Genomic DNA, 25445 nt, shown 5'->3' on the forward strand with positions numbered 1-25445 from the left:
ATTTCCAACGACTTACTTAAGTTAAGATGTGCAGCTAGAGGAGATAGTTGCAAGACTAGGATAGCATTGAGATGGTTGGTGTGCCTAAGCAGCCTCGATTCTTGTTATCCGCCTACTTCTGTTTACGGGATCTGCAAGTTGGTAAATAGACCTTAAGAATACTTGCTCTGCTTCTTTAGATTGGCTGAAAACCTTAATATTCCGACTATTTTAAAAATTTGAATTTAACAGAGCAATTACAAACTTCCCTGATTGCGATCGCACGAGAACGCGATCCTTACATGGCAACGGCTGGACATTTTTTTGTCCAAGAATACATCCGCCAGCAATTTTCCCAATGGGGGAGTGTGGAAATCCACACCTTTGAAGTCAGAGGCAAAGCTTGCAATAACTTGATATTAAATTTACCATCCCAAACTAGAGGGCAAAAAAAGGATTTATCACCTATTTTAATTGCTGCTCATTATGATACCGTTCCGGGGACACCTGGGGCTGATGATAATGCCACAGGTGTGGCGGTGTTGCTGGAATTAGCCAGAAAGTTTGCTGCCCAAGCTGTAAGATATCCCTTAAGGCTGGTTGCTTTCGATATGGAAGAATACGGCTTATTGGGTAGTGCTGCCTATGCAGCCCTGTTGCATGAACAAAAGCAACAGCTACGTTTAATGCTCTCCTTAGAAATGCTGGGCTATAAGGATTCTACACCCGGTTGCCAAAGTTATCCCTCTCCTCTGGAACGCTTCTACCCAGATAGAGGAGATTTTATTGCTTTAATTGGCAATTTGCGGACATTGCCTGACTTAATTGGCATGAGCCGTAATATTCGCAAAGCTGGCGTATCTAGTCAATGGCTACCCGTGCCGAATCGAGGTTTAATAGTTCCCCAAACCAGACTTAGCGATCATGCACCTTTTTGGGATTTCGGTTATCCGGCAATGATGGTTACAGATACGGCATTCTTGCGAAATCCACATTATCACAAAGCTAGTGATGCGATCGCTACTTTAGATTTAGATTTTCTGAGCGGTGTATGTGAAGGGTTGGAAATTGCGATTCGGGGGTTGTGAAAAATATTGATTATTCTCTTTTTAAAGTTATTAAATAACATTAAAATGTTTGACACAATTCTTTTAGTTTGACAAACTTTTAATTGATATCTATGTTGGAAACTCCTTATGCTAAAAACAACTTCTAAAACAGTACAAGATTCTTTTTTTATTAGCTTTGATGAGAATTTATTATCGGAATTAAGCTCCGATGAAGCCTCTGAAATTAGTGGAGGTTTTACAGTTACCAATAGGTCAGGAAGTCCGATAAATTTTTATATTTTGGAACAGACCGTATCGACATCAACAATACTATCACCAATACTAGCTCAATCGAGATTGACAGCTACAGAGGTATTTTTACAACCTGGAAAAAGCGGTACTTATGATTATGCAGAATATATTTTATATGATTCTTCAAGAACCCAATTGAAGCCAGTATTATCAGGGAAACTCGGTTCAACAAACAGAGTAGCTTTTAGTCTGGAAGGAGATACAGTACTTCTTTCTAACGATTTTGCAAGTAGAATTCTTGACCCTCGAATCTTAGCCCTCTAATCTTTAAAAACCCACCACGATTGACCGGAGGTTGATTTTTTTTACCTCTGCTACCCAACATAAACGCTCATGGACAGCTAAACAGCTTAAATCTCTGGCTAAATTTAGTTGTGGGTAACTGCGTTCAGTGGAATTTCTGCGATCGCTAGTCAATGAAATAGCAGTAGTATCCTGGGTATTAATTGTGATATTTTGGTTAGTTAGTTGGCAAGGCATTGCAGATGCACAACGAGACGCTGGTTAAAAATCCACATTGCCCGTTGTAGCGTTAATTACACCCGAAAGTTTGGTGTGGGACGAAACTTGATGATATATTTGCGATCAGTCAAAACCCCTACAGGCGGGTTTGAGTTTAAATTTAGGTTAATAAAAAGTTATTCATCCTTAACCACTGTTTTATAATGCTCCTTAACTACAGCATCTAGCTCAAGTTACCGCAGATTCAGGGAAAAAATTTGATGAACCAGGGGCAACGTACACCTAAATCAAGGAGATATTTGACTGAATTAGTTCAGACTTATATTGTTAAAGCTTTACACGCTGCAAGACAGTGGCACGTACAACTAATACGAAATTGGTTGTATAAGTATTCTTCGTGGGGCGTTGTGTCTCTATTTTTGGTCGGAGTTAGTTTGAGTGTAGTGATGGCTGCCTGCTCTTCACCTAAAGTCGATAATACTGGTAATGCTGGCGCGGGTTCCGAGCGTGATCTAACCCTAACATTTGTTTCTTACTCGGTTACTAGTGCAGCATATCAGCAGATCATTCCCAAATTTATCGAACTGTGGAAGAAAGAACATAACCAAAACGTTACTTTCAATCAAAGCTATGATGGGTCAGGTTCCCAGACTTTTGCCGTGATTGACGGTAAGGAAGCTGATGTGGTACACCTATCACTTGCCATTGACATTAATAAATTGGTTGAGGTGGGTTTTATTCAACCGGGTTGGGAAAAAGAAGCGCCTAATGATGCAATTGTTACCAAATCTGTAGATGCGATCGCTATTCGTGAAGGTAATCCCAAAAATATCAAAACTTGGGCAGATTTGGCACGAGACGGCGTAAATGTGGTTACACCTGACCCTAGAACCTCTGGCGGTGCTCGCTGGAACTTCCTGACTCTTTGGGGTTCTGTGACAAAAACTGGCGGAAATGAAAATCAAGCAATAGACTTTACCTCCAAAGTCTATAACAATGCACCTTTGTTGCCTAAAACGGCTCGAAATGCCACTGAACTGTTCTTCAACGATAATAAAGGTGATGTTCTACTCAACTACGAAAACGAGATGATTTTGTTAGCAAAAAATGGCAAAAAGTTCTCATATTTTGTGCCTGATGTCAATATCTCTATCGATAATCCTGTTGCTGTTGTAGACAAAAATGTTGATAAACATGGTACTCGCCCGATTGCAGAAGCATTTATCAAATTTCTTTACACCCCAGAATCGCAACGAGAGTTTACCAAATTAGGATTTCGTCCCGTTGACCTGACTGTTACAAAAGAAGTGGAAGGCAAATTTCCCAAAATTAAAACTATCTTCAAAGCTCAAGATTTAGGAGGATGGGACGAAATTCAAAAGAAATTCTTTGATGAAGGTGCAATCTTTGACAAAATTCGAGCGAAAAAGTCTTAGAAGGAGTCAGGAGTCAGAATTCAGAATTCAGAATTCAGGAGTCAGGAGTCAGGAGTCAGGAGTCAGAATGAATTTTGACCTCTTTAGACGACTTTCGCTATTAGAGGTTGTTTGAAAAGTGTTTCGCTGTGACTTTAGGCACTTTTAGATGCCCCCTAACCCCCCGATAAATTGGGGGGAACTAGAATCAAAGTCTCCCAATTTATCGGGAGATTTAGAGGGATCTAAAACTTTTGATACCGACAAGAGAACTTTTCAAACATCCTCTTAGACTGGTAAATTCATTCTGAGGCGGGCTAGATGAGAATGAAATAGCACTGTAGCAGCAGCCATATCTAATGCAATTTATCATGCCACAGGTAAGCCGATTCGGGATTTGCCAATTACACCACATAAGTTACTGTGAGTGAATAGGTTTGTAGTTTGCGGTTGAGCGCATTTAGATAAACCCAAAAAGGAAGGGAGTTAGGGGTTAGATTTCGCCTTAATTATTCTCTTTCCAGAGTTATAAATAAGCATTAAAATGCTTGACAAAACTATTCTAGTTTGAAAGAATCCATTTCAAAAGTATTTTTTGGAGACTCCTCATGCTAGAAACAACTTCTAAAACAGTAAAAGATTCTTTTTTCATTAGCTTTGATGACCTTGATGACAATTCATTATCTGAATTAAGCTCCAATGAAGCCTCTGAAATTACTGGAGGTTTTACAGTTATCAATAATTCAGGAAGTACGAGAGGTTTTTATAATTTGGGACAGAACGTAGTGCCAACTCAGGAACTTTTACAACCTGGACAAACCGGTAGTTATAGTGGAGAATACATTTTATACAGTTCTTCAACAGCCCAATTTGCACCAGTATTATCACAGCAACTCGGTCCAACAGACACAGTAAGTTTTACTCTGCAAGCACCAAGTACAATAGTTGTTGCTAAACCTATAAGCACTATTGGCGTTTTGTCGTTGAGAACCCCGAATTTCTAAGCTGATTTGGAGAGATTGCTGCAAATTAGTAATGGCTTCAGTTGGTCGATTTATACTTTTGAAAAGTACACCAATATAACCCAACGCCCTGTACAAGTTTTACTAAAACCCAACCTCCAGCCCCCTTCTTTCAGAGGGAAGGTGGAAAATTCAAAGCCTCTCTCCTTTTAGAAGAGAGGCTTTGAATTTTAAGTTGCACATTGCGTAACCCAAGGTTTTACCTTCATCAGAGCGATCGCCTACAGCCAGAAAAATAATTCATAATTTGTAATAACCCTTGCGGACTCGCTACCGATACGCTAACGTAATTAAAAAAGTCAAAACTGCCCGCAATGCCAGCGAGAAGCAATCCCAAGCTCTGCTCCTGAATTCTTCTTCAACTAATCATCTTCTCCAACGCAACCTGTAAATCTTTTGTCAAATCGCTCACAGCTTGTCTAGCCGCCAGGCGATCGCCCTGACAATTACCAAAGCGTTCTGTAACTGAAATTGGCTCTCCCACGGTGATTTGTGTCTGTCGCAAACCTAACTGAGGTCGCCCCGGAAGTGTTGTATCCTGAATTCTAGAAAGCATATCGAATATAAGCAAAGCTGTTTCTGCAAAACGTTCCGCCGTCGGTTGTTCCTGAATATAAGTAGCTGTGATGGCAACAAAACTTTCCACTATCCGCATATGTCGCATTTGTAAGTCTGCTTCCTGGGCAATCCAGTCTGCTAAACCGCGTTTAAAGGGTGCTAAAGCATTGATATCTGGCAAATCTTCCCGATAAATGTAATTCCAACCAGCCTCTTCCAAACGGCGACATCGGTCAATGAAATTACCCTGCGCTTGAACTCCAAAATATTGTTCGGCAACTTGTAAAGCTTTATCCAGTAAGCGATGAAGTCGGGCAATCAACACCTGATTCGGATTAGCAGATTCATCGGTTGAGATGGTTTTTGGAATGTCTTGATGATAGAAGCGACGATAAAACTCTTCCATCTCTGTAATCAGATATTCAGCCAACCGATAGATGCGTTGATAGTAAAACTCTTCGCGATCGCCCGAATCAATTCCCATTATCGGCAAGCCACTATCAGCTTCCAACTTACTTAGCAGCGAATCTAGTTTAGACCAAGGTGGCTGAACGTAGCGATACTGGATAGCGATCGGCACAATGATCACAGTTTCAGTCCGGTTAGCTTTTTGCAAGTCTTCTACACACCAGAACCCCATTTGAGCAACACCCGGTTCCAGTGGGCTAACAATGCCACTATGACCATTAGTACCGCCTTCTGGTGCCACTGCGATCGGTAGTTGGCCATTAGCAAACAACTCCCGTGCAGTTTGAATCGCTTGCCGATCTAGTCGCCTACCGCGATGAACCGACACACCTCCGATTCTAGAGAACAACCAACCCAGCCAATCTCCAGCCCAAACCGTCATACCCCGGTCATAAAGAAAATAGCTGTGAACAAGAGATTGCAGTGTAATACCTTTCTGACGTGCAACCCGTGGCACAATGCGGGAAAGCAAATACAGCATACAAAGAGGATCTTCTACTTCTGGGTGGCGAAATGCCAACAAAAAGCGAATTTTTCCAGCCTGAAATTGTTGATAAAGTTCGGCTAATACCTCAACATTTTTGGCTTCAATACGGACAATACCAGCCGTTAGCCAAGGTCGAGTGCGAAACCGTAGTGCGATCGGTAGTAACCACCGAACAATCTGGAGTATCAGGCGGTTAAACCGTTGAGTAATAAATTTCAGTGGTGGTTGAGTAGACTGAATCGATCTAGGCAAGTCGCTCTCCAGATTGTATTTCTAGCGATTGTACAACGTGGGGTCTTGGTTTTGTCTAAACCCGCAGCCTCCTGTCGTCACACAATTTTGGATTTTAGATTTTAGATTTTAGATTGAAAAGAGCCTTTCTTAATTTTGAATTAGTATTAGTTTGGATGTTTAGGAAAATTTCGGAATAAATAGCCAAACACTGCTAAGTTCAACACAAGAATCAATATTTTTATCGGAGAGAACCCTCGGATCAATTCATAAATTTCTGGCGGAATACTGATACCGACAAGTACCAACACTAAGACATGCGCCCAACGCTTTTCGTACCATAAACCAACGGCTTCAATACTAGTAACAATAGCATAGACTCCTGCTGCAATGCCGCTAAATGCCAAAGTTCGGGGATTTAAGTTGAGAACTTTTTTTAAAAGCCAATCAATAATTATCGATTTACCTTCTAAAACATAATCTTCTGAAAAAGCCTCTAGATTTTGATAATTTTTTAATGTCAATAATAAGGCGATCGCAGTAGCCATAAGCAGCAAGGCGGTAAATGTTTTGTAGAGAACAATTACCACTAATCCCAATGGACGTTTTTTCAAACAACCCCCTTAAGTATATATAAGTCCAACTTTGACTAACTGGCTCTGGATGATGCCAACTAAGACGCTTATTCTAGCAATACTTGATCGCCCGATCTTTCCACTTTTCCCAACAAGCAGGGGCACAGCATTGCTCATGCGTGTCAACTTAACGTTAAAAGGGCGGTTAGAAACCGCGTCTACACGAGGCTTTACCCACCTTTCCTACGGAACGCCAAGGGCGAACGTGGGTTAAGAATCTTTGATTTTGTATTAGTCCACGAAGGTGGACTTTGTTTGTGTAGCCGCGAATTCTATTCGCCAAGGCTTAAGTTGACACCAATGAGCATTGCTGTGCCCCCTACGACAGATGTGGTTAAAATAAATGAAACCCTGTGTAAATGGAGGTTAGCGGACTCGAACCGCTGACATCCTGCTTGCAAAGCAGGCGCTCTACCAACTGAGCTAAACCCCCATAAAATTAAAATAATAGGTAACTTTGGTTGCCGTTGTTATTGTACCATTACCAAAGGGATGAAGCCAGAAAATATCCAAGTTGTCGCAGCACTGTATAAATTTGTCAAGCTGCCAGATTTTGCCGAGAAACGAGATCCTCTGCTGTCTTATTGCCAAGCGCAAGATGTCAAGGGGACAATTTTGCTAGCACAAGAAGGCATTAACGGTACAATTGCGGGTTCGCGTCAGGCGATTGACTCTGTTCTCTGCTTTTTGCGTTCTGACCCCCGTTTAGCAGACCTAGAATCGAAAGAATCCTATACCGAAACCCCGCCCTTTGAGCGGATGAAGGTGCGGTTGAAGCCAGAAATTGTTACTTTGGGGTTGCCTGAAATTGACCCAAGTGAGCAAGTTGGCACTTATGTCAATCCCCAGGAATGGAATGATTTGATTTGTGATCCAGAAGTAACTGTGATTGACACCCGCAATGATTATGAGGTGAATATCGGTACTTTCCAAGGAGCAGAAAATCCTCAAACTAGCTCATTCCGAGAATTTCCCGATTATGTGCTACACCACCTCGACCCAACTAAACACAAAAAGGTTGCTCTATTTTGTACAGGCGGCATTCGCTGTGAAAAAGCCTCATCCTTCATGCTTGCCCAAGGCTTTGCTGAAGTCTATCATCTCAAAGGCGGCATTCTCAAGTATTTGCAGGAAGTTCCAGCACAGGAAAGTTTATGGGAAGGCGAATGTTTTGTCTTTGATGAGCGGGTAGCCGTTAGTCATGGGTTGGAAGAAGGCAGTTGTGAGCGGTGCTTCTGTTGTGGATGTCCGATTTCTGAAGAAGATAAGCTGTCTCCAAAGTATGAGCTAGGTATCTCCTGTCCCTATTGTTTTGATAGCCTCACCGAGGAGAAAAGAGCGCGTCAGCAGCAAAAATGGCGCCACTATCAAACCCAACTGAATAATTCGTAATTCGTAATTCGTAATTCGTAATTAAAACCTCGTTTCCAGCCTCTGGCTGGAAATGCTATTCATTGCGGCTCTGCCGCAAGTTAAGAGGCAGAGCCTCCCATAGGCATTCCCAGTCAGAGACTGGGAACGAGACACGAGACAATTTCTAAAAGCTAGTTCTAGGCTGGCTTTTATGTTAAGTTGACACGCATAAGCAATGCGCTTTACTCCGACGACAGATCCGGTTTTTTTGACAACACATATTTGGTATTTTCTGTGAATGCGTAAGTCCTAGTTTTATCTTGGACGCCCCAATGTGGTGATATATAGAACGGCTTCATCAGCAGGGATACCCAAAACTTCATTTACTTGGTCATCAAAGAATCCACCGATGCCACTGACGCCGACATTTAGGTGGATTGCCGCTAAATTCAGGCGTTGTCCCAAATGACCAGCATCCATGTGTAAATAACGGTAAACGCGATCGCCATATTGTGCGATCGCAGCTTTCAGATCGGCTGTATGAAATAATACTGCTGCTGCATCTCGCCCTAATTCTTGTCCTAAACAGAGAAAATGCAACTCTCGCCGGAAGTTTTTAAACCGAATTTGGCGTAATTCTTGGGCTTTGGGTGCGTAATAGTAACAACCCGCTTCTAATCCTTGGACTCCGCAAACAGCAATGAATGTTTCGATTAAATTTAGATCAAAGTAGTCTGGAGAAATATCTAAACTTTGGTCAATGTAATTTTGCGGTTGGTAAGTGAAATCGAGTAAACTTTTCAATTCATCGAAAGTTAAATCCTCACCATTGTAAGCGCGGGTAGAGCGTCGCTTGTACATAGTGATTTCCAGTTCTGACAGATTTTGTCCCCAGTCTATAGGTGCAGTGGTGGTAGGAATTTTTAAACAGAAAGGAAAATTGTATTTATCCTCCAAAGATTTTTCTTGTTTAATAGTTGGTAGATTGAGATTGCCAGTTATACCTAATTGGATCTCGGTGTGTCGATGGAAATATGCCAACAATTCACCATCGGGGATTTGAGGATAACTGGTTTCGGTGGCGGAAGGTAAAGCAGTACATCCCAATGGCAAATTTTGATTGATATCTAACAAGTCTGCCAGAGGTAAGACAGCGATCGCACCTTCTTGTTGCGGATCGATATAAAGCAGATCGTTCACCGATTCATCCACAAAACCGCCGATTAAATGGGGGCGATAGTCAGTAATCGCAGCAGCCAATTCGATATTGCCCAACAGATGTCCCGCATCTAGAAAAATCCGGCGGTAAGCCCGATCTTCATAGCGCCACGCAGAACGATAGAATACCGCAGTCACAATAATTGCAAGTTGGGTATTTTCTAAAGCAGGATGCCAGAAACAAGCTGCTTGAAGAGTTTGCCAAACATCATTTTCCCAATAATGCATCAGAGAATGAGTCCGACACTGATAGTTATACAGTCCGGGGGGCAATAACGACGTACCACGGGAAACCACATACACCTCAGCAGGGTATAATCCGCCGGCACTGGGAGCAGCCCGTAAATACACCGCACTACCCATAGAAGGCATTTTCGCCGTCAATCCATAGCTGCGAAATAGCAGCCTTGAAAGTCTTTGCCACCATTGAGCATCTGGGTTATTAGCATAAGCCTGTGGTTTTTCTTGGATATAGGGTTTGAGATCAAAAGTAGAGCCAATTTTGTACTCTTTGAAAGGCACTGGCTGTTTAGCCCAGTCTAACCCTTGATTTTTGGAGGCGAGAGTCTCAGGGTTGTATTTAGTCCGTTCGTGATAATGCTGGGCAATTGATTGGTGTAATTCTGGCATAGTACTTTCAATATCCTTGGGGCATCCTTTTTTTGATCTTGGCATTCATTAGCCCCATTATTTCGTGTCAATTGGTACAATCCTCAGAGTCACAAAGTGGTATTTGGTAACAACTGTATTGGGGCATTGGGAAGGCAAGCGCTAACTAAACCGTATAGCCTAGTACTTTTGCGTAAGTCCTATAAAGTGAATTTGACCAAAAAATCAGGATTTATCGTTTGCGACGACAAATAATGTGTTATTCGATATTTCTGAAAGCCAGCAGCGGGATTTGAACTCGCGACCTTCCGATTACAAGTCGGATGCACTACCACTGTGCTATGCTGGCAAGTTAGGGTTCGCTCTTAAATAGCAACCGCAATTTCTTATTGTACCATAATCTACTTATTTGTCTAGCTGCGATCGCTAAAAAATATCTGTCTCTTCAGAAATTTACCACAGAGCAACTGACTATATTAGCTTTATCAGTTGCCATCTGCATTTGACAACTGATTCAGGGACATCTTAGGGAAATGGAAGTTAGGGTGTATTGCATACAAACGATCGCTATGGGGTTTTATTGACTAATGGAGCGATCGCGCCTAAATCTGTCTCTATGAGTGAGTTCAGCAATGTCCACAACTGCAAATCAGTAAAATCTGGAATTGCCATAAATGCGCCGACTGACTGCAAAATTTGCGGATCGTGCGTGGAGGTGATGCCAATAGTGCGGATATCTGCGCCCACCGCCGACCGAATACCAGAGGGAGAGTCTTCTAAAGCGATCGCTTCCTCTGCTGTAATCCCCAACTTATTCAGGGCTACTTGGTAGGGTGCAGGGTCGGGTTTACCTGCAATACAATCATCCGCTAAAACAACTGTATGGAAAGCTTCTTTTATTCCCAAAACCTCTAGCATAAATTCTGCATTTAATCTAGGGGCATTAGTTACTAACGCACGTTTTAACTGATGTGTATCTGTCCATGCTAGTAGTTCAGAAAATCCACTCAGTGGTTGTAGATGTGGAGCGAGTTCGCGGAAAAGCGCCTCTTTTTCGTCTGCAAATTTTTGCCCTTCTGCTGCTGATAATTGTGGCAGAATGTCCTTAACAATTTCTGGATTTAGCCGACCACTAATTCGGGATTTATAAAATGTTTCGTCAATTTCTATGCTGTAATTTAACAGCGTTTGCTGCCAAGCTCGGTAGTGTATCGGGTCAGTGTTGACAATAGTGCCGTCTAGATCAAAGAGAATTGCAGCCAGCATAATTTTTGGGTAAAATGTAAATAATTGTTAACTTAATTTAAATAGTTTACATTGTTTTTGTCCTTAGTGATTGTTCTTTCGTCAATACATGACTTTTCACGGCATCTGGAAAACCTCTCTTCTTTATCGGGAGCATCCCAGTGAAAGCAAATATACCAGATGAGAAACAAGATTCTTGCTCCCTCTCCTTACCAAGGAGACAAATATACCAGATGAGAAACAAGATTCTTGCTCCCTCTCCTTACCAAGGAGAGGGTTGGGGTGAGGTTTTCCCAGGCTTTTTACAAAAGTGAGATGTGTAAGCAAATGCTAGCCGCTACAAACTTTTTTCACGTTGATGATTTACTAGTGCAGATTTACAACTCTGAAGTCGAAATGGCTCAGGATGTTGCCGAAATCGTGCAAAAGCATTTACAGCAAGTTCTCAATCTTCAGGATACAGCTGCTGTATTATTAGCAACAGGTAACTCCCAACTCAAATTTCTCGATGCTTTGATTGCATTGGGTGGTGTAGATTGGTCACGGATTATTCTGTTCCATCTAGATGAATATTTGGGAATTACTGCTGACCATTCTGCCAGTTTCCGGCGCTATCTGCGAGAACGTGTAGAGAAGCGGGTTGCTCCTAAGGAATTTCACTATATAGAAGGTGATACATTGCAACCAGTGGAAGAGTGCGATCGCTACACTAAACTACTCCTTGCCCAACCAATTGACTTATGCTGTCTTGGTGTTGGCGAAAATGGACATTTGGCTTTTAACGATCCCGCAGTAGCAAATTTTCAAGATCCTTACAGTGTGAAACTAGTGAAACTGGATACAGTGAACCGTCAGCAACAAGTAAGCACTGGTCACTTTCCGAATCTAGAAGCTGTCCCACAATATGCTTTTACTCTCACCATTCCGACGATTTGTTCAGCTAAAAAAATTATCTGTCTTGCTCCAGAAAAACGTAAAGCGAATGTGGTAAAAGAGATGTTGCAAGGAGCTATAAGTACAGATTGTCCGGCTTCTATTCTCCGTCAACAATCCCAAGCAACGTTATTTTTGGATGTTAATTCTGCTAGTTTGCTTTCTTGAACTTCTCTCGGAATTATCAGAAGATGTTTTAAGGGACTTCCAAATAAAAAAATATCTCAAAACTGACGCAAAAACCCTCTCTATTTCTCCTCTCTCTGTGTTCTCTGCGTCTCTGTGGTTCGTTTATTTGGATAATTTATTTCTTGGAAATCCCTAAAAGTTTTTGGTGATGTATCAAAAATCAAGCTCCTGGAATTCACTATAACTTTTTGTCAACTGTTCCTAAAGAAATTCAGGATATTATTGAAAAGCAACCCTTTACATGGTCAGAAAACCCCTTTAGTTGTGCCTTCAGCAATACGTTCAGCAATATAAAGGTCGGATGTAAAACCAGGGACGAAAACTCCATCTTCCCGAATAACGTCCCAGAACCTACAAGGATCTTCGCCGGAACCGCTCAACTTGGCATCTCGAAGATTAACTCTGATGAAACGAGTACAGGTCAAATCGCATATTCTGGTATTAATTCCTCCCAAATCGCAGTCAAAAAACCGAGTACTTTCCAAGTCACAATTCTCGATAAGAGCATCCCTGAAGTTACAGTAAATGAACTGAGCTTTCAAATTGCAATACCACAACTTAATACTACTCAAGTTGACATAACAAAATTGAGCGCCATCCAGATTGATACCTTGCAGTTCAACCCCACTCAAGTCAGCGTATTCTAAAAGGATCTGCTGGAAATCTCGTTCCCCAGCAGCATAACGTCTGAGAAATTCTTCTACAGTAACTCTCTCTCTTTCCATACCCAACTCCCACATCAAGTAACACATATTGCCCAATGCCCAATGCCCAATTCAAGCGATCGCACAATCAGTAAGATATAATCCTAATAAACACATACTGTTAACAGTATCGAATGCTGCCATCAACAGAAAGTGCATCCCCCTTCTACCAGCAATCAAAAAAAACCCCAAGACCTTTTCTTAGTATGCGGACTCCAAAGTTTAGGGCAACATTGTGTTGAAGTCCTAAAAGAGTACGATGTTAAAGTCAGCGCTATTGACGATGTGCAGCCCGAACATTGGGAAGTCCCAGAAATACCAAGCTTACTAGAAAAGTTAGTCATCGGAGACTGCCGCCAGCCAAGTGTTCTAGAGCAGGCAGATATCAGCCAGTGTCGTTCAATACTTTTAGTCACCAGAAATGAGCGGATAAATATCGAAGCTGCCTTTGCAGCACGGCGTCTGAATCCGCACATTCGGCTAATTGTACGTTCTGACAAACAAAATTTCAACAAACTCTTGTGGGAAAATCTCGGCAATTTTGTTGCCTTTGAGCCTACTCATCTCTCAGCTCATGCTTTCGCTCTGACAGCCCTCGGCTCTGAAGCTATTGGATATTTCACCTTAGAAGGGGAACTATTGCAAGTGATAAAGCACCAGGTACAAGCGAAGGATAGCTGGTGTAATGGCAAGCCAGTACATAGACTAAATCTCACAACTCGCCGCATCTTGAGTCACAGACCTGTTTCATCTAACCCACCAAAAGAATTGTTTGGCTGGAACCCAGAGGCAGAAGTGCAGGTAGGAGACACGCTAGTTTACATTGATGTTGCATACGATTTGGCTTTCTCTGAGCAACACCGGAAATCTCATCGCCAAAAGTGGCAGTGGCAAAATTTTATCCAAGGCATCACAGCGAAAAATCTTAAGGAGAAAATAGCGCAATTTTGGCAATCTTACTACCAAAGCCAAAATCAAATCCGGCGAATTGCGACAATCTATGCGATTACTGTATTTATTCTCTGGCTGGTTGGAATAGTTCTTTACCGTTTATATTATCCTGACATCTCCCTCCAAGAAGCTTTCTATGCAACAGGAGTCTTGCTGTTGGGAGGATACGGAGATTTATTTGGCGGTGTTAAGTTTACATCGCAACCACAACCCTCAGACCATATGCCTTGGTGGTTGCGGTTGTTTAGCCTGGGACTAACGTTGACAGGTCAAGCTTTCGTAGGAGTATTATATGCACTGCTAACTGATGCCCTTGTCACTTCCAGATTCCATTTTTTCAATTCTCGTCCTCCCATCCCACAACGCAACCATGTGGTGATTATTGGCTTAAATCGCTTGGGACAAAGAGTGGCTGCTCTTTTGCAAGAACTCAATCAGCCGTTAGTAGGAATTCATCCTACCACTCTCGACCAAGAGATTTTACCCGATATGCCCCTTATCGTTGGCAATGCTACCGAAGCACTCACTAAGGTGAATCTCTCCCATGCCAAAAGCATCGTTTTAGTTGGGGACGATAACATGGAAAATCTGGAAATTGGTTTGATGGCTCATGCAATGAACCCCGCCACTACCTTAATTATCCGCTCTCAAGACCGCCAATTTAGTGATAATATCGCCCCTCTGTTTCCCTATGCTGAAGTTCTGTGTGGCGCGGCTTTGTCGGCGGAAGTCTTTGCTTGTGCTGCCTTTGGAGAAAATGTTCTGAGCTTGTTTCACTTGAGTGAGCAAATAGTCATGGTGACAGAATATAAGATTGAAGATGGTGATACCCTGAATGGGTTGCTTCTATCTGAAATAGCCTATGGCTACAGTGTTGTGCCGATTCTCTACCAGAAATATCGGCAAGACAATTACTCCTTAATGCCCTGGTATGATGTTAAACTTCATGCTGGCGATCGCTTGATTGTTTTAGCCACAAGCACTAGTTTACAGCGAATTGAATGGGGTGAAATGCTGCCTCGCCAATGGAGCGTGCAGATTGAAAAAGCTCTGACGACAAATGCGATTATGTATAGTGCTGAAGAAATAGTCTTGATTACCGGATGTAGTTTGAATACTGCTAGGCAATGGATGAATAATTTGCCTATAGTATTGCCAATACCACTTTATAAACATCAAGCTCAACGTCTGGTGCGCGAGTTAACAAAAATACAAGTTTTGGCAAATGTAATCTTCATTGGGCAACCATCAAATAGCTAAATTAAGTAAGTCGCCAAGAATAAATCAAACTACAGCAGATTTCAAGGGAAGTGAAGTACACAACGATTCGTCCCAAAGCCAGGTACAAACCATGTTTTACTTCTGAATTCTGAATTCTGGATTCTGAATTCTTCTGTATATTATATCACATCCGGGCAATTAAGCATAATACCCGGAACCCCAAAGAGCCAAAGCTGCGCTCTAGCTCCCCTCCCCGCAAGCGGGGAGGGGTTGGGGGTGGGGTTCTTTTATTATGGGTATGCTACCGGAGATGATATATATTACGCAATTTAAAATTAACTAAATAGGTTTGTAGTAATGGCTTCAGCCATTACTACAAACCTTTATGCAACACAAGTTTTCAAACTCCAGCAAGAACTGCCTCAGCCCAACAAATACAGCGCATTTCAACGAAAGTGAGGTACACAACCAAAGTCTCAAACCCTGGTGTAAAAGCTGTTTTACTTCTGAATTCTGACCCCTGAATTCTGAATTCTGCTGTAACTATTCAACTTTTTCATACCAGATACCGACTCTCTCAAAAGCACTGTAAGCAAGCTTCAGAAAATTCACTACTCTCTGTCTCCCAATTATCCCAAATTCTTTATACTCTCTCGCCTCCGCAAACGTCAGGCGATTTTGGTCAATTATGTTTCTTTCTTTATATGCTAACTTCGGAAAATCTATAACTTTTATCTTATATTTATTGACTATTTTCTGAAAGTTTGAGTCTGACTCTATATGCTCCCAATCATCACACAGCCCTAAATTCCTCACCAGAATATGAGGGATTCTCTCACCGTAGGTATTCAGTGACTGAGCAAACAGGTTCATGCTGTCGTATCCTCCAGTCGATACAAACCATTTGCAAAACATCACTCCCTGCGAACTCCCTAGTTCAAATAATTGATTAGAGTCAATCCACCCTTGTACTGCTCTATGCGATTGGGCGGCTAAATTCACAATTACTGGCTTCTCAATTGCCCACTCAAATATTTTATCTGCCTTATCTGCGTGTCGTTCATTCTCACTAAACACAGCATACTTACATATTTCCTTATACACCCCTGCCACATCTGGATTCGACCTATCTGTATCCACTGGTACAAACGGAATTTTCTTATCCAGACAATACTGAATCATTGTCCTAGTAAAGAGAGACTTTCCTACCCCGCCTTTTTCACCATCCACCAAATGAATCGTCGGCATTACAGCCACCTCTAATACTTATTAAACTTGTCTGATACATCTTTCCCAAGCTGAGAACTTGTTGGCGGTTGCCGCCTAATAGTTTTGGTAGTTTTCTGAGATGCCTTTATCTCAAGGAATTTTCTGTCCTGGGGTTGTGTGTATCATTCGTTCTGTTGAATTGGCTCAAAATTTAATTAATCCTATCACCACAGCCTGTTGTTTGATTGATAAGATTATACATATTAATTAAAGCAGATCCACTGAATGAACCAGTACGTGACCTTTATTTCTTCCACTTTCTCAAACTCCTTGGAGTCACTAGGCATCCCTAACTAGTAGCGCAAGGCGGAATTCCAAATTCACTTATTCCAAATTCAAACAGGTATACAGCGTAAGCGTTTCATTTATTTGGAATGGGTGGTTTCTTTACACCAACCTGTACTAGGGTGTTGACTGCGGTAAGGAAGTTGTGACTAAGCTGTTCCACATTTCACTTGCTCCCATTAGGGCAGGCTGTCCAGCGCAACGCCACTTGCTTCAAGTCGGGGAACCCGCCCAACGCAGTGGCTCCCCCACAAGAGTTATGTTTAATTCAGTTATGCTTTCTTAGATGTTTTTCAGCTTATCTCACTGGCAGAACTTTTGTGGGAAGCGATCGCACGCACAAGCACCTCCTAAGCTGTTATGTATACAACTTGCATTATCAGGGCGCTCATGTTGCCCACCCCACAACCATGTTGAAAAAATATTAGTGCAAATTAAAGACGCAACAGCTTATCCCTCTACACGATTATCATTTTTAATAAAAACTCGGATATCGCGTAATAACGACCAAAAAGCAGGTTATTAATCTTGCGTTTAAGTTTTTGCATAAATCTGCTTTGGTCTGATTTAGTTACTATTAAAATATAAATATTAATAATATGTAATATTATTCCTCTCCTTCTTCAGACTGATTTCTCATAAAAAAATTAACTAAATAAGTATGATTTTCTCGTTTGAAATTTGACGTTAGCAAAAAGATATGAAGACTATATGAAGACTATACCTTGATTAGTAAAGCTTTTAGTGAGAGCAGACAAATGTTAGTATTTGATAGCTGATGTTTCAGAGAGTTGAAATCAGCACTAATCATACTGTGGGTAGATTCCCAGAAAATGAGAAAATATCGAAAATAGAGTTACAAATATTAATAATTTTCGATTGTGGATGAAATCTTGTGTCGCTGCTCCTGGAGATGGAAAAATGGTTTTTATGGAAAGTAAGCGCTTACTCTTCGTTGCTGACTTTCCATGTGTACAGCTCGATAAAGACTTTTCTCAAACTTTAGTCCAAATACCGCCGTCACCGCATTGTGAAGTTTGTGTAATTGTTCCAGTTCGCAATGAAGCTCAGATGTTGGCAGCAACCCTTACTGCCCTGATACATCAAGTTGATCTAGAAGGACAGCTTTTAGATCCTAGACGTTACGAAATAATTGTGTTGGCAAATAATTGTAGCGATGATTCAGCAGCTATAGCCCGGAGTTTCGCGGGGCAACATCCAGATATAGCACTGCATGTAGTTGAAAAAACTCTGCCTCCTGCAGAAGCCTATATTGGTCGAGTCCGTCAGATTTTGATGGATGAAGCATACCGCCGTTTGTCTAGCTTAGGACGCACAAGGGGGGTAATTGCTTCAACTGATGGAGACTCGCAGGTAAGCCCAACTTGGATTGCTGCCAACCTGTACGAAATTAACTGTGGTGCTGATGCTGTCGGTGGGCGAATTCTTGTTGAGCCCGCTGGTCGTGCGAATCTAGACCCTTACGCCAGAGCTTGCTATCTGCGTGAAGTCGGCTACCGCTATTTAATTACTGAATTAGAAACTTATCTTGATCCCGACCCCCATGACAGCTTTCCCCGCCATTATCAACACTATGGAGCAAGTTTGGCAGTAACAGCAGAAATGTATGCACTGGCAGGAGGCTTACCGGCAGTGCGGACTCCTGAAGATGTAGCTTTTTACCGTGCCTTGCTACGGGTAAATGCCCGTTTTCGGCACAGTTCATTAGTGCGAGTAGTAACTTCGGCAAGACAAATCGGACGTACCAATGTTGGTTTAGCAAATCAGCTGAATGAATGGATAGAAATGGGACGGCGACAGCAATCATTTGTAGTCGAGCCAGCAGGGGCTATCGAAACTCGTTTTGTTGCACGTCGCCAATTACGAGTGATGTGGTGGTGCGTTCTCAATGGCTATCAACCAAGTCATACCAGCGTCGCATCCTTGGCAGAGATGCTGGGAGTTTCAGCCCAATGGCTGATGCAAAAATTGACCCAACCTTATACCTTTGGTCAGTTGTTTGAACAAGTCGAAGAACGCCAGCAGTCAGAACAAACGTGGGCTTCGCGCTGGAAATTTGTGGAAATTGAACAAGCAATTGGAGATTTGCGCTTGCGTCTTGAGAGTTTGCGTCAATAATTGCTAAGGGAAAGCGTCACCTAGAGTAGGGTAACGCTTCCAAAGTGGTTTATCGAACAGAATTCAGGAGTCAGAATTCAGTTGGGTATTCTGACCGAAAAAGCGGATGAATAACTGGGTTTAAGACCCCCACCAAATCTATGATTTGGTGGTGCAACAATTCAGTGGCGAGTCCCAATCCCCGACTGATTGATTCACAATTCTGAATTCTGAATTCTGAATTCTGCATTCTTCTTCATCAGACTCGCTCGAATAAATCAAGTCTATATTCTTGCTCACGTTGACCTTTTAAATGCCGCAGTTTATTTGAGGGCAACTCCAAAAACGAGTCGTGAACTTCATCCCCACTTAAAGGATAATCACGGGCATAGAGTGTCCAATGAACTAAAAGTAAATGTCCTCCTAGTTCCAGGTGTTCTAAAATGCACTGTTGGGATTTTTTCAGGTCTTCCCAGCTCCAGTAATAGCCAACTTCCGAGACTAGGGTCAAATCAAACATCTCATCAGGATATTCCTCTGGGACACACATAATCTGGAAGTTCACATTGGAGAGATGCTGACAGCGCTCTTTTGCTCTATCCTGCGCCAGTTTTGATATATCAACTGAGAGCAATCTGTCGCAACGCGCTTGTAGCTTCTCAGTTAAAACGCCAATGGAACCACCGATTTCAAAGGCAGACCGATAACGCTCTTTGGGTAAAGCTGCGATCGTGGCAGCATATTTGTTAGCTTCGTAAACACTTGTCTCAAACTTCCACGGGTCAGGATCTTCGCTGTAGAGTTGATCAAAGTAGCTCGGTGGTAGGGAGTTAGATTGTAACGGGTTCATAAGAAAATCCTCGATACGGCTGGAAACCACTTGACTTTAGACAGTGGAGGAAAGCCGAACGGCAGTAATAATAGCCGTGCTTCTCCATGAAGAATATGCTTTGAACAAACAATCATTTGAAAGTGCATTTTGTGTTAATCGTTTACCAGTGTCTAAACTGTGTAAACTAATTGTTTTTCTGCTTGGATCTTTTTTTGTTGGTGATTCCTGCCAACCCCCGACATAACAAAATCCAAATTTTGGGTGTTTGATTATTGAGCCGCGTTTAAATCCGGCACTAATCGTTCCACCATATCTAGAGCGGATATGTCCAGCAGAGTGCTGCAATCGGTGAAGTTGACGGCGATGAAATTCCAAAGGAATAACTTCAATTAGTTGAATATTTTCAGGCTTTGTATGTCCACCAACAAACCAGTTAGCTAGCACCCATGAATCAACACAGTGGGCTGAAAAGTTATTAGACAATTTATTTTTAGACTTTTTCAACCCTAAACTTTGACGCATCTCGTAAGTGTCGTTCCCTGTGCGAGTTTCCATGTTGGCAAGCCTTTTAAGTTCTGAGTAGAACCACTTTTTACCAACTTCTAAAGGACTAAACATAATGTTCCACTTTTTCCCACCTTTGCGGGTTTTGGCTTTGATGTCCTCAACCACAAAAGTTGAAATTGGAAATATTAATGTTAACCACTTGCAAATACGCAACTTCCATTGCCACCTAGCTTTAGTCGATGGTGGTGAGGCAGTCGCTGTCTTGGCGGTTCCCGTCGATAGCGAACTGCCGAACCCGGAGGGTAATTTTTGTTTGTTTACAAGTCGGTTCTTACGATTCTGTCGGCAAGGGGTATTACGAAATCGCCTAGCACGCCGCATATTACGACGAACTTCCATATGGTCTTTTACCCAATCAATGGCATGAGTCTGGATATTTAGATATGTGTGCATTTTCGACTTTACCGTGAACCCCTCGCGCTTGCTGCCAGGGTCAATTCCAACGGCAATTGGCTGAGTATTTCTATTGCTTGGCTCTTGATTTAATCGAACACAGAATATCCCCTTTTTAAAGAATGGCGTAGCTTTGCCTGATTTAATCCAACGTTTAGCTCTGCTAGGTGTCGTTGGCATCAGGGGACGGTTATTTTGGTCAACTACTGGTACAAACATTTACGATAAATCCTATTGCTAGGTGTGTATATCCCATCGCTACTGACTGCCTAAGAGGTTAAAAACTTGGGAAGCATTCTTAACGTTTTCTGGGCTACCACGCCCAGGCAATTCAGTTTAGGCTCTAAGCCTGTAAGCTAGACACTTTTTTAGTCTTGTATCGGAAAGGTGGTTAGTCTTTCTCTTACAAGCCCTGTCTCTTTAGAGCAGGGTTTGTGACCGGTTTTCCTCTATATAAACTTCCCAAGGACGAGTGAAGTTCGCTAACATTTCGGCACTCAGGCGAAAGCCTTCTGGGTCATCATCAATTAAGTCTGTAATTTGGGAACGATAAGCAGCGATCGCTTGCTGTTTCAACTCCACCACCGTGCTAATATTTAACCGCCAGGTTGTCACCTCAACAGATGCTGGCAGACTCCCCCGTTGGTCCCAATCCCAATCCCAAATAGGATACTCAATCAATCGGGGGGATAAGCGCAAATCATCCAGCACTGCATGAATTAACTTCCACGTCGCTCGGTGGTCGGCGTGAGGGTCATATCGCCACGGTAAAAAGATAATTTGTGGGGCGATTTCTGTGATGTAAGCACGACAACTCGCTACTGCACTTTGATACTGTGTTGCAATTGACCCATCCTGCATTCTCAAGAAGGTGACATCATTAACCTCTACACCCAGCAATTTTAATGCTGATAGCGTTTCCGCTTCCCGCAGAGCTTTGAGTCTATCTGCGGGATATTTCCGGGAACGAGGGTGTGAAAGAGTACCATCACTGATGACTAAAACTTGCACATGACAATTTAAAGACCGTAACAGTGCGATCGCACCCCCACAACCTAACGTCTCATCATCAGGATGAGGTGCAACGATTAGTACCGGACTAAAAGCGATCTCGTTAACTGAACGCCAGGGCAAAACACTAGGATTGTTTAGTGGTAATCCAATCAAGTCGAACTTATTCATCATTCCAAAGCATTGAAGCCGGATTACTTTGCTGCAAGACATACTGCCCGACATTTGCCAAGGCCGCATCAAAAGCCGGTTGACGCAGATATAGAGTCAAATCTCGGATAATGCGTTCCATCGGATTTGGTGGTAGTAAGCCGCGAGTCCCAACAGAACGTTGACACAATTGCATCACATCAATGCAAATTTGTTCAATTGCTGTCCTCACCATGTTTGCATAGGCGACGAGTTGATCTGCTTGGGGGTGAGTAACTGTGGGATCGCCACCAAATACTGGCGCATAGGCTGCTACCCGATCCGCAGCCCCCCGCAACCAGAGATTACCACTTTCAATAGCGATCGCCATTCTGCCAAGCCGTTCCTGTTGATATGGATCTTTTGTATATTCCAACTTTTGGAGATACTCACGAGTTAGGTTAAACAGTGCTTCTGCCCCACCTAGTTGCACAGCAGCAAACCGAATCACCCCAACAGACAACCAAGGCTGGCGAAAGTAATCTCCTGCCTGGCCGATTAAATAGCTCTGATCCAACTCTACACCGCTAAAATCCACTTTGTAACTAGCAGTAGCTCGCATCCCAGAAGGTTGCCACCAAGATGGATCGCTAACTGTTGTCACTTCGTCCATTGGCACAATGCACATTTGCCAACCGCCTTCTGGCAATACTCCATTCACGAAAGGACGTTCAACATAGCCTGCACCAGTACAAAACGTTTTAGAACCTTCCAGGCGATAACGTCCATTCTCAAAAGGGATTACCTTGACACCATCAGCGGCTTCAGCATTCCAAACGCCAAATATCTTATGGCGATCGCGGGCATCACGGGCGTAGCTTATGATTTGTTCTCTAGAACCAAAGGTCTGAATCAGTTGCAGGGCGTTGATATGTCCTTCATAAATTCGGCCAACTGCCAGATTGCCATGCCCCATCTGCTTTAGTAGCATTAAAAGCTCGTAGGTAACATTAGCATCAATTCCTGCACCCCATCCACCTAATTCTTTCGCCAATGGTGCAGCCAACAAGCCAGCCTTAGCAATCAGTTCAAACTCCTGCTTGGGAAAAGCACTATTGCAATCTATAGCCGTGGCATTGTTTGCACAATAATCAGCAATTTCTGTGGCACGCTTTAGATCCAGGGCAATGTTGGAATCATGCCATTTTGGGATGACGATATTATTTGATAATTGGATGCTAATAGCCGACTCCTTTCTGTAATATTTCTTTATATATTGTTAATAATAGTCGAATTAAGTCGATTAATACCTCTATCTTTTGTGTGATTCTATACTCAATAAAAAGGGAGAAAATTAAAATACCTCTAAGAGGATGTTTTAAAAGCGTCTTGAGGATATCTCCCAGCAAGAAGATCCCGGTTCAGCAACAATTACAGTTAGTGTGACTTTACCCATAACTTTGCCGCCCCTGGAAGCATAACTTTGCGGTGAACAACACTATAACCCTCATTCTTGCATCAGCTAATTTTGGATGAAATTGACAGCTTGGAACCATAAGTTTGCCGCTAGTCCAAATTGGAAGGATAAGCTTGCCGTGAGTCCAATCAAGCATAGAAAGCAGGAAAGCGCCGGATTGCGCGATCGCATATCAGATCGAAATAGCTATAGCCATGCTCATCCTTGCCAGCCTTGCTGCTAGTGGCATACAAGGATTTTTCCAGAGCATTAATAATTTGATTCTGCTTGAGGCTTTCTTTTAGCTGCTCAATTTCCTGTTGCAATGTGGCCTAGGACTTACGCACTGTACAAACGAATCATCTTGTGTGTTAATCTTACGTTGCTTAGATACCACTTCTTGGCGGTGCTAGCGATCGCCCAGTACGAGAGATAAATGACGACCGGACTGAACGGACAAAAGAAAAAATTAGAAACTCAGCTTTGGAATATTGCCGATTCGCTACGGGGCAAGATGGATGCTGATGAGTTTCGGGATTATTGCTTAGGGTTTATTTTCTATAAGTACCTCTCTGAGCGGCAGCATCTTTATGCCAATGAAGTGTTAGCGGAGGATGGCATTGACTTTCTGAAGATTGATGAATCCTCGGAAGAGGGACAAGAATATTTAGAGGCAATTAAAGAAGAGTCGATTGCTACGCTCGGTTATTTTCTCAAGCCGTCAGAGTTGTTCAGTTCTTTGGCGGAGCGGGCATTAGGGGCAAAAAAAGCCCATGAAGAAAATCTGAGGGATGAGGATTTTGAGTCGTCAAATTTTATTTTGGATGATCTCGCCCAGGTGCTTAACAGTATTGAACGCTCCACAATGGGCAAGGAAAGTGAGGAAGATTTTGATCATTTGTTTGAGGATCTGGATCTGACTTCGACGAAATTGGGGCGGACTCCGAAGGCGAAAAATGCTTTAATTGCCAAGATTTTAGTGCATCTGGATAAGATTGATTTTCGGTTGGGAGACACCGAGAGCGATGTTCTGGGGGATGCATACGAGTATTTGATTGGGCAGTTTGCCAGTGGTGCGGGGAAAAAAGCAGGGGAGTTTTACACGCCGCAGCAGGTTTTTAAAGTATTGGCGAAGATTGTGACGACGGGGAAGGAGCGGCTGAAGTCGGTTTATGACCCAACTTGTGGTTCGGGATCTTTGCTGCTGCGGGTGGCGCGTGAGGTGGAATCAGTCGGGGATTTTTACGGGCAAGAAATGAACCGCACGACTTACAACCTGGCGCGGATGAACATGATTTTGCATGGGGTGCATTATCGGAATTTTGATCTTAGGCAAGAGGATACGCTGGAGCATCCGCAGCATGAGGGTATGCGGTTTGAGGCGGTGGTGGCGAATCCGCCGTTTTCGGCGCAGTGGAGTGCGAATAAGCTGTTTGAGTCGGACGATCGCTTTAGTCAGTATGGGAAGTTAGCCCCAACTTCTAAGGCTGATTTTGCCTTTGTGCAGCGCATGCTGCATCACCTACCTGGATGAAAATGGCATTATGGCAGTGGTGTTGCCGCATGGGGTTTTGTTTCGAGGAGGTGCGGAGGGGCATATTCGCCAGTATCTAATCAAAGAGCGGAATTGGTTGGATGCGGTGATTGGGTTGCCTGCAAATATTTTTTATGGAACGAGTATCCCGACTTGCATTCTGGTGTTCAAAAAGTGCCGGGAATCTCCTGAAGATGTTTTGTTTATTGATGCCAGTGCCTATTTTGAGAAGGCGAAGAATCAGAACTATTTGCGGGATGAGGATGTTGACAAAATTATTTCCACCTATCGCCAAAGGATAGAGAAGGAGAAGTATAGCGATCGCGCACCGTTAGCGGAGATTGCCGAGAATGATTTTAATTTAAATATTCCGCGTTATGTGGATACGTTTGAGGAGGAGGAGGACATTGATCTGGCGGCTGTAGCGGCAAAGTTGAGGCAGTGCGATCGCAATATGGTGGAGACGGATCGGCTAATTCGGGGGTTTTGTGAGGAGTTGGGGATTGAGGCACCGTTTTAGGGAATAGTGAATGGGGAATAGAATAAAAGCATTACTTCTCACTGATTACCTAATAGAAAACATGGAGATTTAATCAATGAATACAAGGATTCAATTTACTGCCAAGGTAGAGCAAGGGAAAATTATTATTCCTGATGAATATATCAGTATGGTTGGTGACGATTTAATTGAGGTAATCATTAAGCCTAAGCCTTGTCGTTTGATGGATCGTCTTGCAGAAAATCCTTTAACGGCGGTGGGTTGGCGTGATTTGTCAAGGGATGATATTCATGAAGAATTCCATAGATAAT

The 25445-nt window shown here is 42.7% G+C and carries 23 protein-coding genes and 2 tRNA genes; 11 read left to right on the forward strand and 14 right to left on the reverse strand.

Annotated features, from left to right (window positions below; all coding sequences use genetic code 11):
* The first annotated feature begins 218 nt into the window (after positions 1–218).
* Both V7K27_RS16205 and V7K27_RS16210 read left to right on the forward strand, forming a co-directional pair.
* On the forward strand, positions 219–1067 hold the full coding sequence (locus tag V7K27_RS16205; RefSeq protein WP_334948898.1) for a M28 family peptidase: 849 nt from the start codon (positions 219–221) through the stop codon (positions 1065–1067).
* 108 nt (positions 1068–1175) lie between these two features.
* Entirely contained in the window at positions 1176–1604 is a 429-nt protein-coding gene (locus V7K27_RS16210; protein ID WP_334948901.1) for a hypothetical protein, read from the forward strand.
* Positions 1605–1607: 3 nt separating this feature from the next.
* Here the strand turns inward: V7K27_RS16210 and V7K27_RS16215 are convergent, their stop codons facing one another.
* A complete protein-coding gene (locus V7K27_RS16215; RefSeq protein ID WP_334948903.1) occupies positions 1608–1820 on the reverse strand; it encodes a hypothetical protein in 213 nt (70 codons plus the stop codon).
* A gap of 242 nt (positions 1821–2062) precedes the next feature.
* On the opposite strand from V7K27_RS16215, the gene V7K27_RS16220 reads away from it, so the two are divergent.
* Together V7K27_RS16220 and V7K27_RS16225 are read left to right on the forward strand one after the other, a co-directional pair.
* Positions 2063–3238 (forward strand): sulfate ABC transporter substrate-binding protein, encoded by a 1176-nt coding sequence (locus V7K27_RS16220; RefSeq protein ID WP_334948905.1) that lies wholly within the window; start codon positions 2063–2065, stop codon positions 3236–3238.
* A gap of 587 nt (positions 3239–3825) precedes the next feature.
* The gene (locus V7K27_RS16225) at positions 3826–4221 is read left to right on the forward strand and encodes a hypothetical protein (protein ID WP_334948907.1); all 396 of its coding nucleotides are present in this window, start codon (positions 3826–3828) and stop codon (positions 4219–4221) included.
* A 376-nt stretch (positions 4222–4597) separates the two neighbouring features.
* On the opposite strand, the gene V7K27_RS16230 is transcribed toward V7K27_RS16225, so the two are convergent.
* From V7K27_RS16230 to V7K27_RS16240, 3 genes are all read right to left on the reverse strand, one after another.
* Positions 4598–6004, reverse strand: a complete 1407-nt coding sequence (locus V7K27_RS16230; RefSeq protein WP_334948909.1) for a lysophospholipid acyltransferase family protein — start codon at positions 6002–6004, stop codon at positions 4598–4600.
* A 146-nt stretch (positions 6005–6150) separates the two neighbouring features.
* The gene (locus tag V7K27_RS16235) at positions 6151–6597 is read right to left on the reverse strand and encodes a DUF2127 domain-containing protein (RefSeq protein ID WP_334948911.1); all 447 of its coding nucleotides are present in this window, start codon (positions 6595–6597) and stop codon (positions 6151–6153) included.
* A 381-nt stretch (positions 6598–6978) separates the two neighbouring features.
* Positions 6979–7051: transfer RNA gene (locus V7K27_RS16240), tRNA-Ala, on the reverse strand.
* Positions 7052–7110: 59 nt separating this feature from the next.
* Here V7K27_RS16240 and trhO point away from each other — a divergent pair.
* Positions 7111–8010, forward strand: a complete 900-nt coding sequence (trhO, locus tag V7K27_RS16245) for an oxygen-dependent tRNA uridine(34) hydroxylase TrhO (protein WP_334948912.1) — start codon at positions 7111–7113, stop codon at positions 8008–8010.
* Between the two features lie 276 nt (positions 8011–8286).
* Here the strand turns inward: trhO and V7K27_RS16250 are convergent, their stop codons facing one another.
* The 3 genes from V7K27_RS16250 to V7K27_RS16260 form a co-directional block, all read right to left on the reverse strand.
* Positions 8287–9819, reverse strand: a complete 1533-nt coding sequence (locus V7K27_RS16250) for a SagB/ThcOx family dehydrogenase (RefSeq protein WP_334948969.1) — start codon at positions 9817–9819, stop codon at positions 8287–8289.
* 256 nt (positions 9820–10075) lie between these two features.
* Positions 10076–10147, reverse strand: a tRNA-Thr gene (locus V7K27_RS16255).
* Positions 10148–10365: 218 nt separating this feature from the next.
* Positions 10366–11064 (reverse strand): HAD family hydrolase, encoded by a 699-nt coding sequence (locus V7K27_RS16260; protein WP_334948914.1) that lies wholly within the window; start codon positions 11062–11064, stop codon positions 10366–10368.
* 306 nt (positions 11065–11370) lie between these two features.
* Here V7K27_RS16260 and V7K27_RS16265 point away from each other — a divergent pair, with 306 nt between their 5' ends.
* Positions 11371–12144, forward strand: a complete 774-nt coding sequence (locus V7K27_RS16265; protein ID WP_334948971.1) for a glucosamine-6-phosphate deaminase — start codon at positions 11371–11373, stop codon at positions 12142–12144.
* A gap of 266 nt (positions 12145–12410) precedes the next feature.
* On the opposite strand, the gene V7K27_RS16270 is transcribed toward V7K27_RS16265, so the two are convergent.
* A complete protein-coding gene (locus tag V7K27_RS16270) occupies positions 12411–12890 on the reverse strand; it encodes a pentapeptide repeat-containing protein (RefSeq protein WP_334948916.1) in 480 nt (159 codons plus the stop codon).
* Positions 12891–13022: 132 nt separating this feature from the next.
* On the opposite strand from V7K27_RS16270, the gene V7K27_RS16275 reads away from it, so the two are divergent.
* Positions 13023–15080 (forward strand): potassium channel family protein, encoded by a 2058-nt coding sequence (locus V7K27_RS16275; RefSeq protein ID WP_334948918.1) that lies wholly within the window; start codon positions 13023–13025, stop codon positions 15078–15080.
* Between the two features lie 504 nt (positions 15081–15584).
* Here V7K27_RS16275 and V7K27_RS16280 read toward each other — a convergent pair.
* Positions 15585–16289, reverse strand: a complete 705-nt coding sequence (locus V7K27_RS16280) for a mobilization protein (protein ID WP_334948920.1) — start codon at positions 16287–16289, stop codon at positions 15585–15587.
* Positions 16290–17480: 1191 nt separating this feature from the next.
* Between V7K27_RS16280 and V7K27_RS16285 the strand changes: the two genes are divergently transcribed.
* A complete protein-coding gene (locus tag V7K27_RS16285) occupies positions 17481–18734 on the forward strand; it encodes a glycosyltransferase family A protein (RefSeq protein ID WP_334948922.1) in 1254 nt (417 codons plus the stop codon).
* A gap of 238 nt (positions 18735–18972) precedes the next feature.
* Here V7K27_RS16285 and V7K27_RS16290 read toward each other — a convergent pair whose 3' ends face one another.
* The 5 genes from V7K27_RS16290 to V7K27_RS16310 form a co-directional block, all read right to left on the reverse strand.
* Complete coding sequence (locus V7K27_RS16290; RefSeq protein WP_334948924.1) at positions 18973–19563, reverse strand: SAM-dependent methyltransferase; 591 nt, start codon at positions 19561–19563, stop codon at positions 18973–18975.
* Positions 19564–19599: 36 nt separating this feature from the next.
* Positions 19600–20724 (reverse strand): RRXRR domain-containing protein, encoded by a 1125-nt coding sequence (locus V7K27_RS16295; RefSeq protein WP_334948926.1) that lies wholly within the window; start codon positions 20722–20724, stop codon positions 19600–19602.
* Between the two features lie 201 nt (positions 20725–20925).
* Positions 20926–21690, reverse strand: coding sequence for a PIG-L deacetylase family protein (locus tag V7K27_RS16300; RefSeq protein ID WP_334948928.1), 765 nt, complete (start codon positions 21688–21690; stop codon positions 20926–20928).
* Entirely contained in the window at positions 21680–22918 is a 1239-nt protein-coding gene (locus tag V7K27_RS16305; RefSeq protein WP_334948973.1) for an acyl-CoA dehydrogenase family protein, read from the reverse strand. Before V7K27_RS16305 ends, V7K27_RS16300 begins: the two co-directional genes overlap by 11 nt.
* A 332-nt stretch (positions 22919–23250) precedes the next feature.
* Positions 23251–23427 carry a hypothetical protein gene (locus V7K27_RS16310; RefSeq protein ID WP_334948931.1) on the reverse strand — a complete coding sequence of 59 codons (177 nt, stop codon included), beginning with the start codon at positions 23425–23427 and terminating at the stop codon, positions 23251–23253.
* 110 nt (positions 23428–23537) lie between these two features.
* Here V7K27_RS16310 and V7K27_RS16315 point away from each other — a divergent pair, with 110 nt between their 5' ends.
* From V7K27_RS16315 to V7K27_RS16325, 3 genes are all read left to right on the forward strand, one after another.
* Positions 23538–24635 (forward strand): type I restriction-modification system subunit M, encoded by a 1098-nt coding sequence (locus V7K27_RS16315; RefSeq protein WP_334948932.1) that lies wholly within the window; start codon positions 23538–23540, stop codon positions 24633–24635.
* A 10-nt stretch (positions 24636–24645) separates the two neighbouring features.
* A complete protein-coding gene (locus tag V7K27_RS16320) occupies positions 24646–25155 on the forward strand; it encodes an N-6 DNA methylase (RefSeq protein WP_334948934.1) in 510 nt (169 codons plus the stop codon).
* A gap of 76 nt (positions 25156–25231) precedes the next feature.
* Positions 25232–25444 (forward strand): hypothetical protein, encoded by a 213-nt coding sequence (locus V7K27_RS16325; RefSeq protein ID WP_334948936.1) that lies wholly within the window; start codon positions 25232–25234, stop codon positions 25442–25444.
* Position 25445 lies beyond the last annotated feature (1 nt).

The organism is Nostoc sp. (genome assembly GCF_036919575.1).
Taxonomy (GTDB): domain Bacteria; phylum Cyanobacteriota; class Cyanobacteriia; order Cyanobacteriales; family Nostocaceae; genus Nostoc.

Bases quoted from the DNA above. Each gene is read 5' to 3' on its own strand.
- V7K27_RS16225 (WP_334948907.1), top strand. From the start codon at position 3,826: ATGCTAGAAACAACTTCTAAAACAGTAAAAGATTCTTTTTTCATTAGC.
- V7K27_RS16215 (WP_334948903.1), bottom strand. From the start codon at position 1,820: ATGCCTTGCCAACTAACTAACCAAAATATCACAATTAATACCCAGGAT.
- V7K27_RS16290 (WP_334948924.1), bottom strand. From the start codon at position 19,563: ATGAACCCGTTACAATCTAACTCCCTACCACCGAGCTACTTTGATCAA.
- V7K27_RS16210 (WP_334948901.1), top strand. From the start codon at position 1,176: ATGCTAAAAACAACTTCTAAAACAGTACAAGATTCTTTTTTTATTAGC.
- V7K27_RS16220 (WP_334948905.1), top strand. From the start codon at position 2,063: ATGAACCAGGGGCAACGTACACCTAAATCAAGGAGATATTTGACTGAA.
- V7K27_RS16285 (WP_334948922.1), top strand. From the start codon at position 17,481: ATGAAATCTTGTGTCGCTGCTCCTGGAGATGGAAAAATGGTTTTTATG.
- V7K27_RS16300 (WP_334948928.1), bottom strand. From the start codon at position 21,690: ATGATGAATAAGTTCGACTTGATTGGATTACCACTAAACAATCCTAGT.
- V7K27_RS16315 (WP_334948932.1), top strand. From the start codon at position 23,538: ATGACGACCGGACTGAACGGACAAAAGAAAAAATTAGAAACTCAGCTT.
- trhO (WP_334948912.1), top strand. From the start codon at position 7,111: ATGAAGCCAGAAAATATCCAAGTTGTCGCAGCACTGTATAAATTTGTC.
- V7K27_RS16320 (WP_334948934.1), top strand. From the start codon at position 24,646: ATGGCAGTGGTGTTGCCGCATGGGGTTTTGTTTCGAGGAGGTGCGGAG.
- V7K27_RS16260 (WP_334948914.1), bottom strand. From the start codon at position 11,064: ATGCTGGCTGCAATTCTCTTTGATCTAGACGGCACTATTGTCAACACT.
- V7K27_RS16270 (WP_334948916.1), bottom strand. From the start codon at position 12,890: ATGGAAAGAGAGAGAGTTACTGTAGAAGAATTTCTCAGACGTTATGCT.
- V7K27_RS16280 (WP_334948920.1), bottom strand. From the start codon at position 16,289: ATGCCGACGATTCATTTGGTGGATGGTGAAAAAGGCGGGGTAGGAAAG.
- V7K27_RS16250 (WP_334948969.1), bottom strand. From the start codon at position 9,819: ATGCCAGAATTACACCAATCAATTGCCCAGCATTATCACGAACGGACT.
- V7K27_RS16265 (WP_334948971.1), top strand. From the start codon at position 11,371: ATGCTAGCCGCTACAAACTTTTTTCACGTTGATGATTTACTAGTGCAG.
- V7K27_RS16295 (WP_334948926.1), bottom strand. From the start codon at position 20,724: ATGTTTGTACCAGTAGTTGACCAAAATAACCGTCCCCTGATGCCAACG.
- V7K27_RS16325 (WP_334948936.1), top strand. From the start codon at position 25,232: ATGAATACAAGGATTCAATTTACTGCCAAGGTAGAGCAAGGGAAAATT.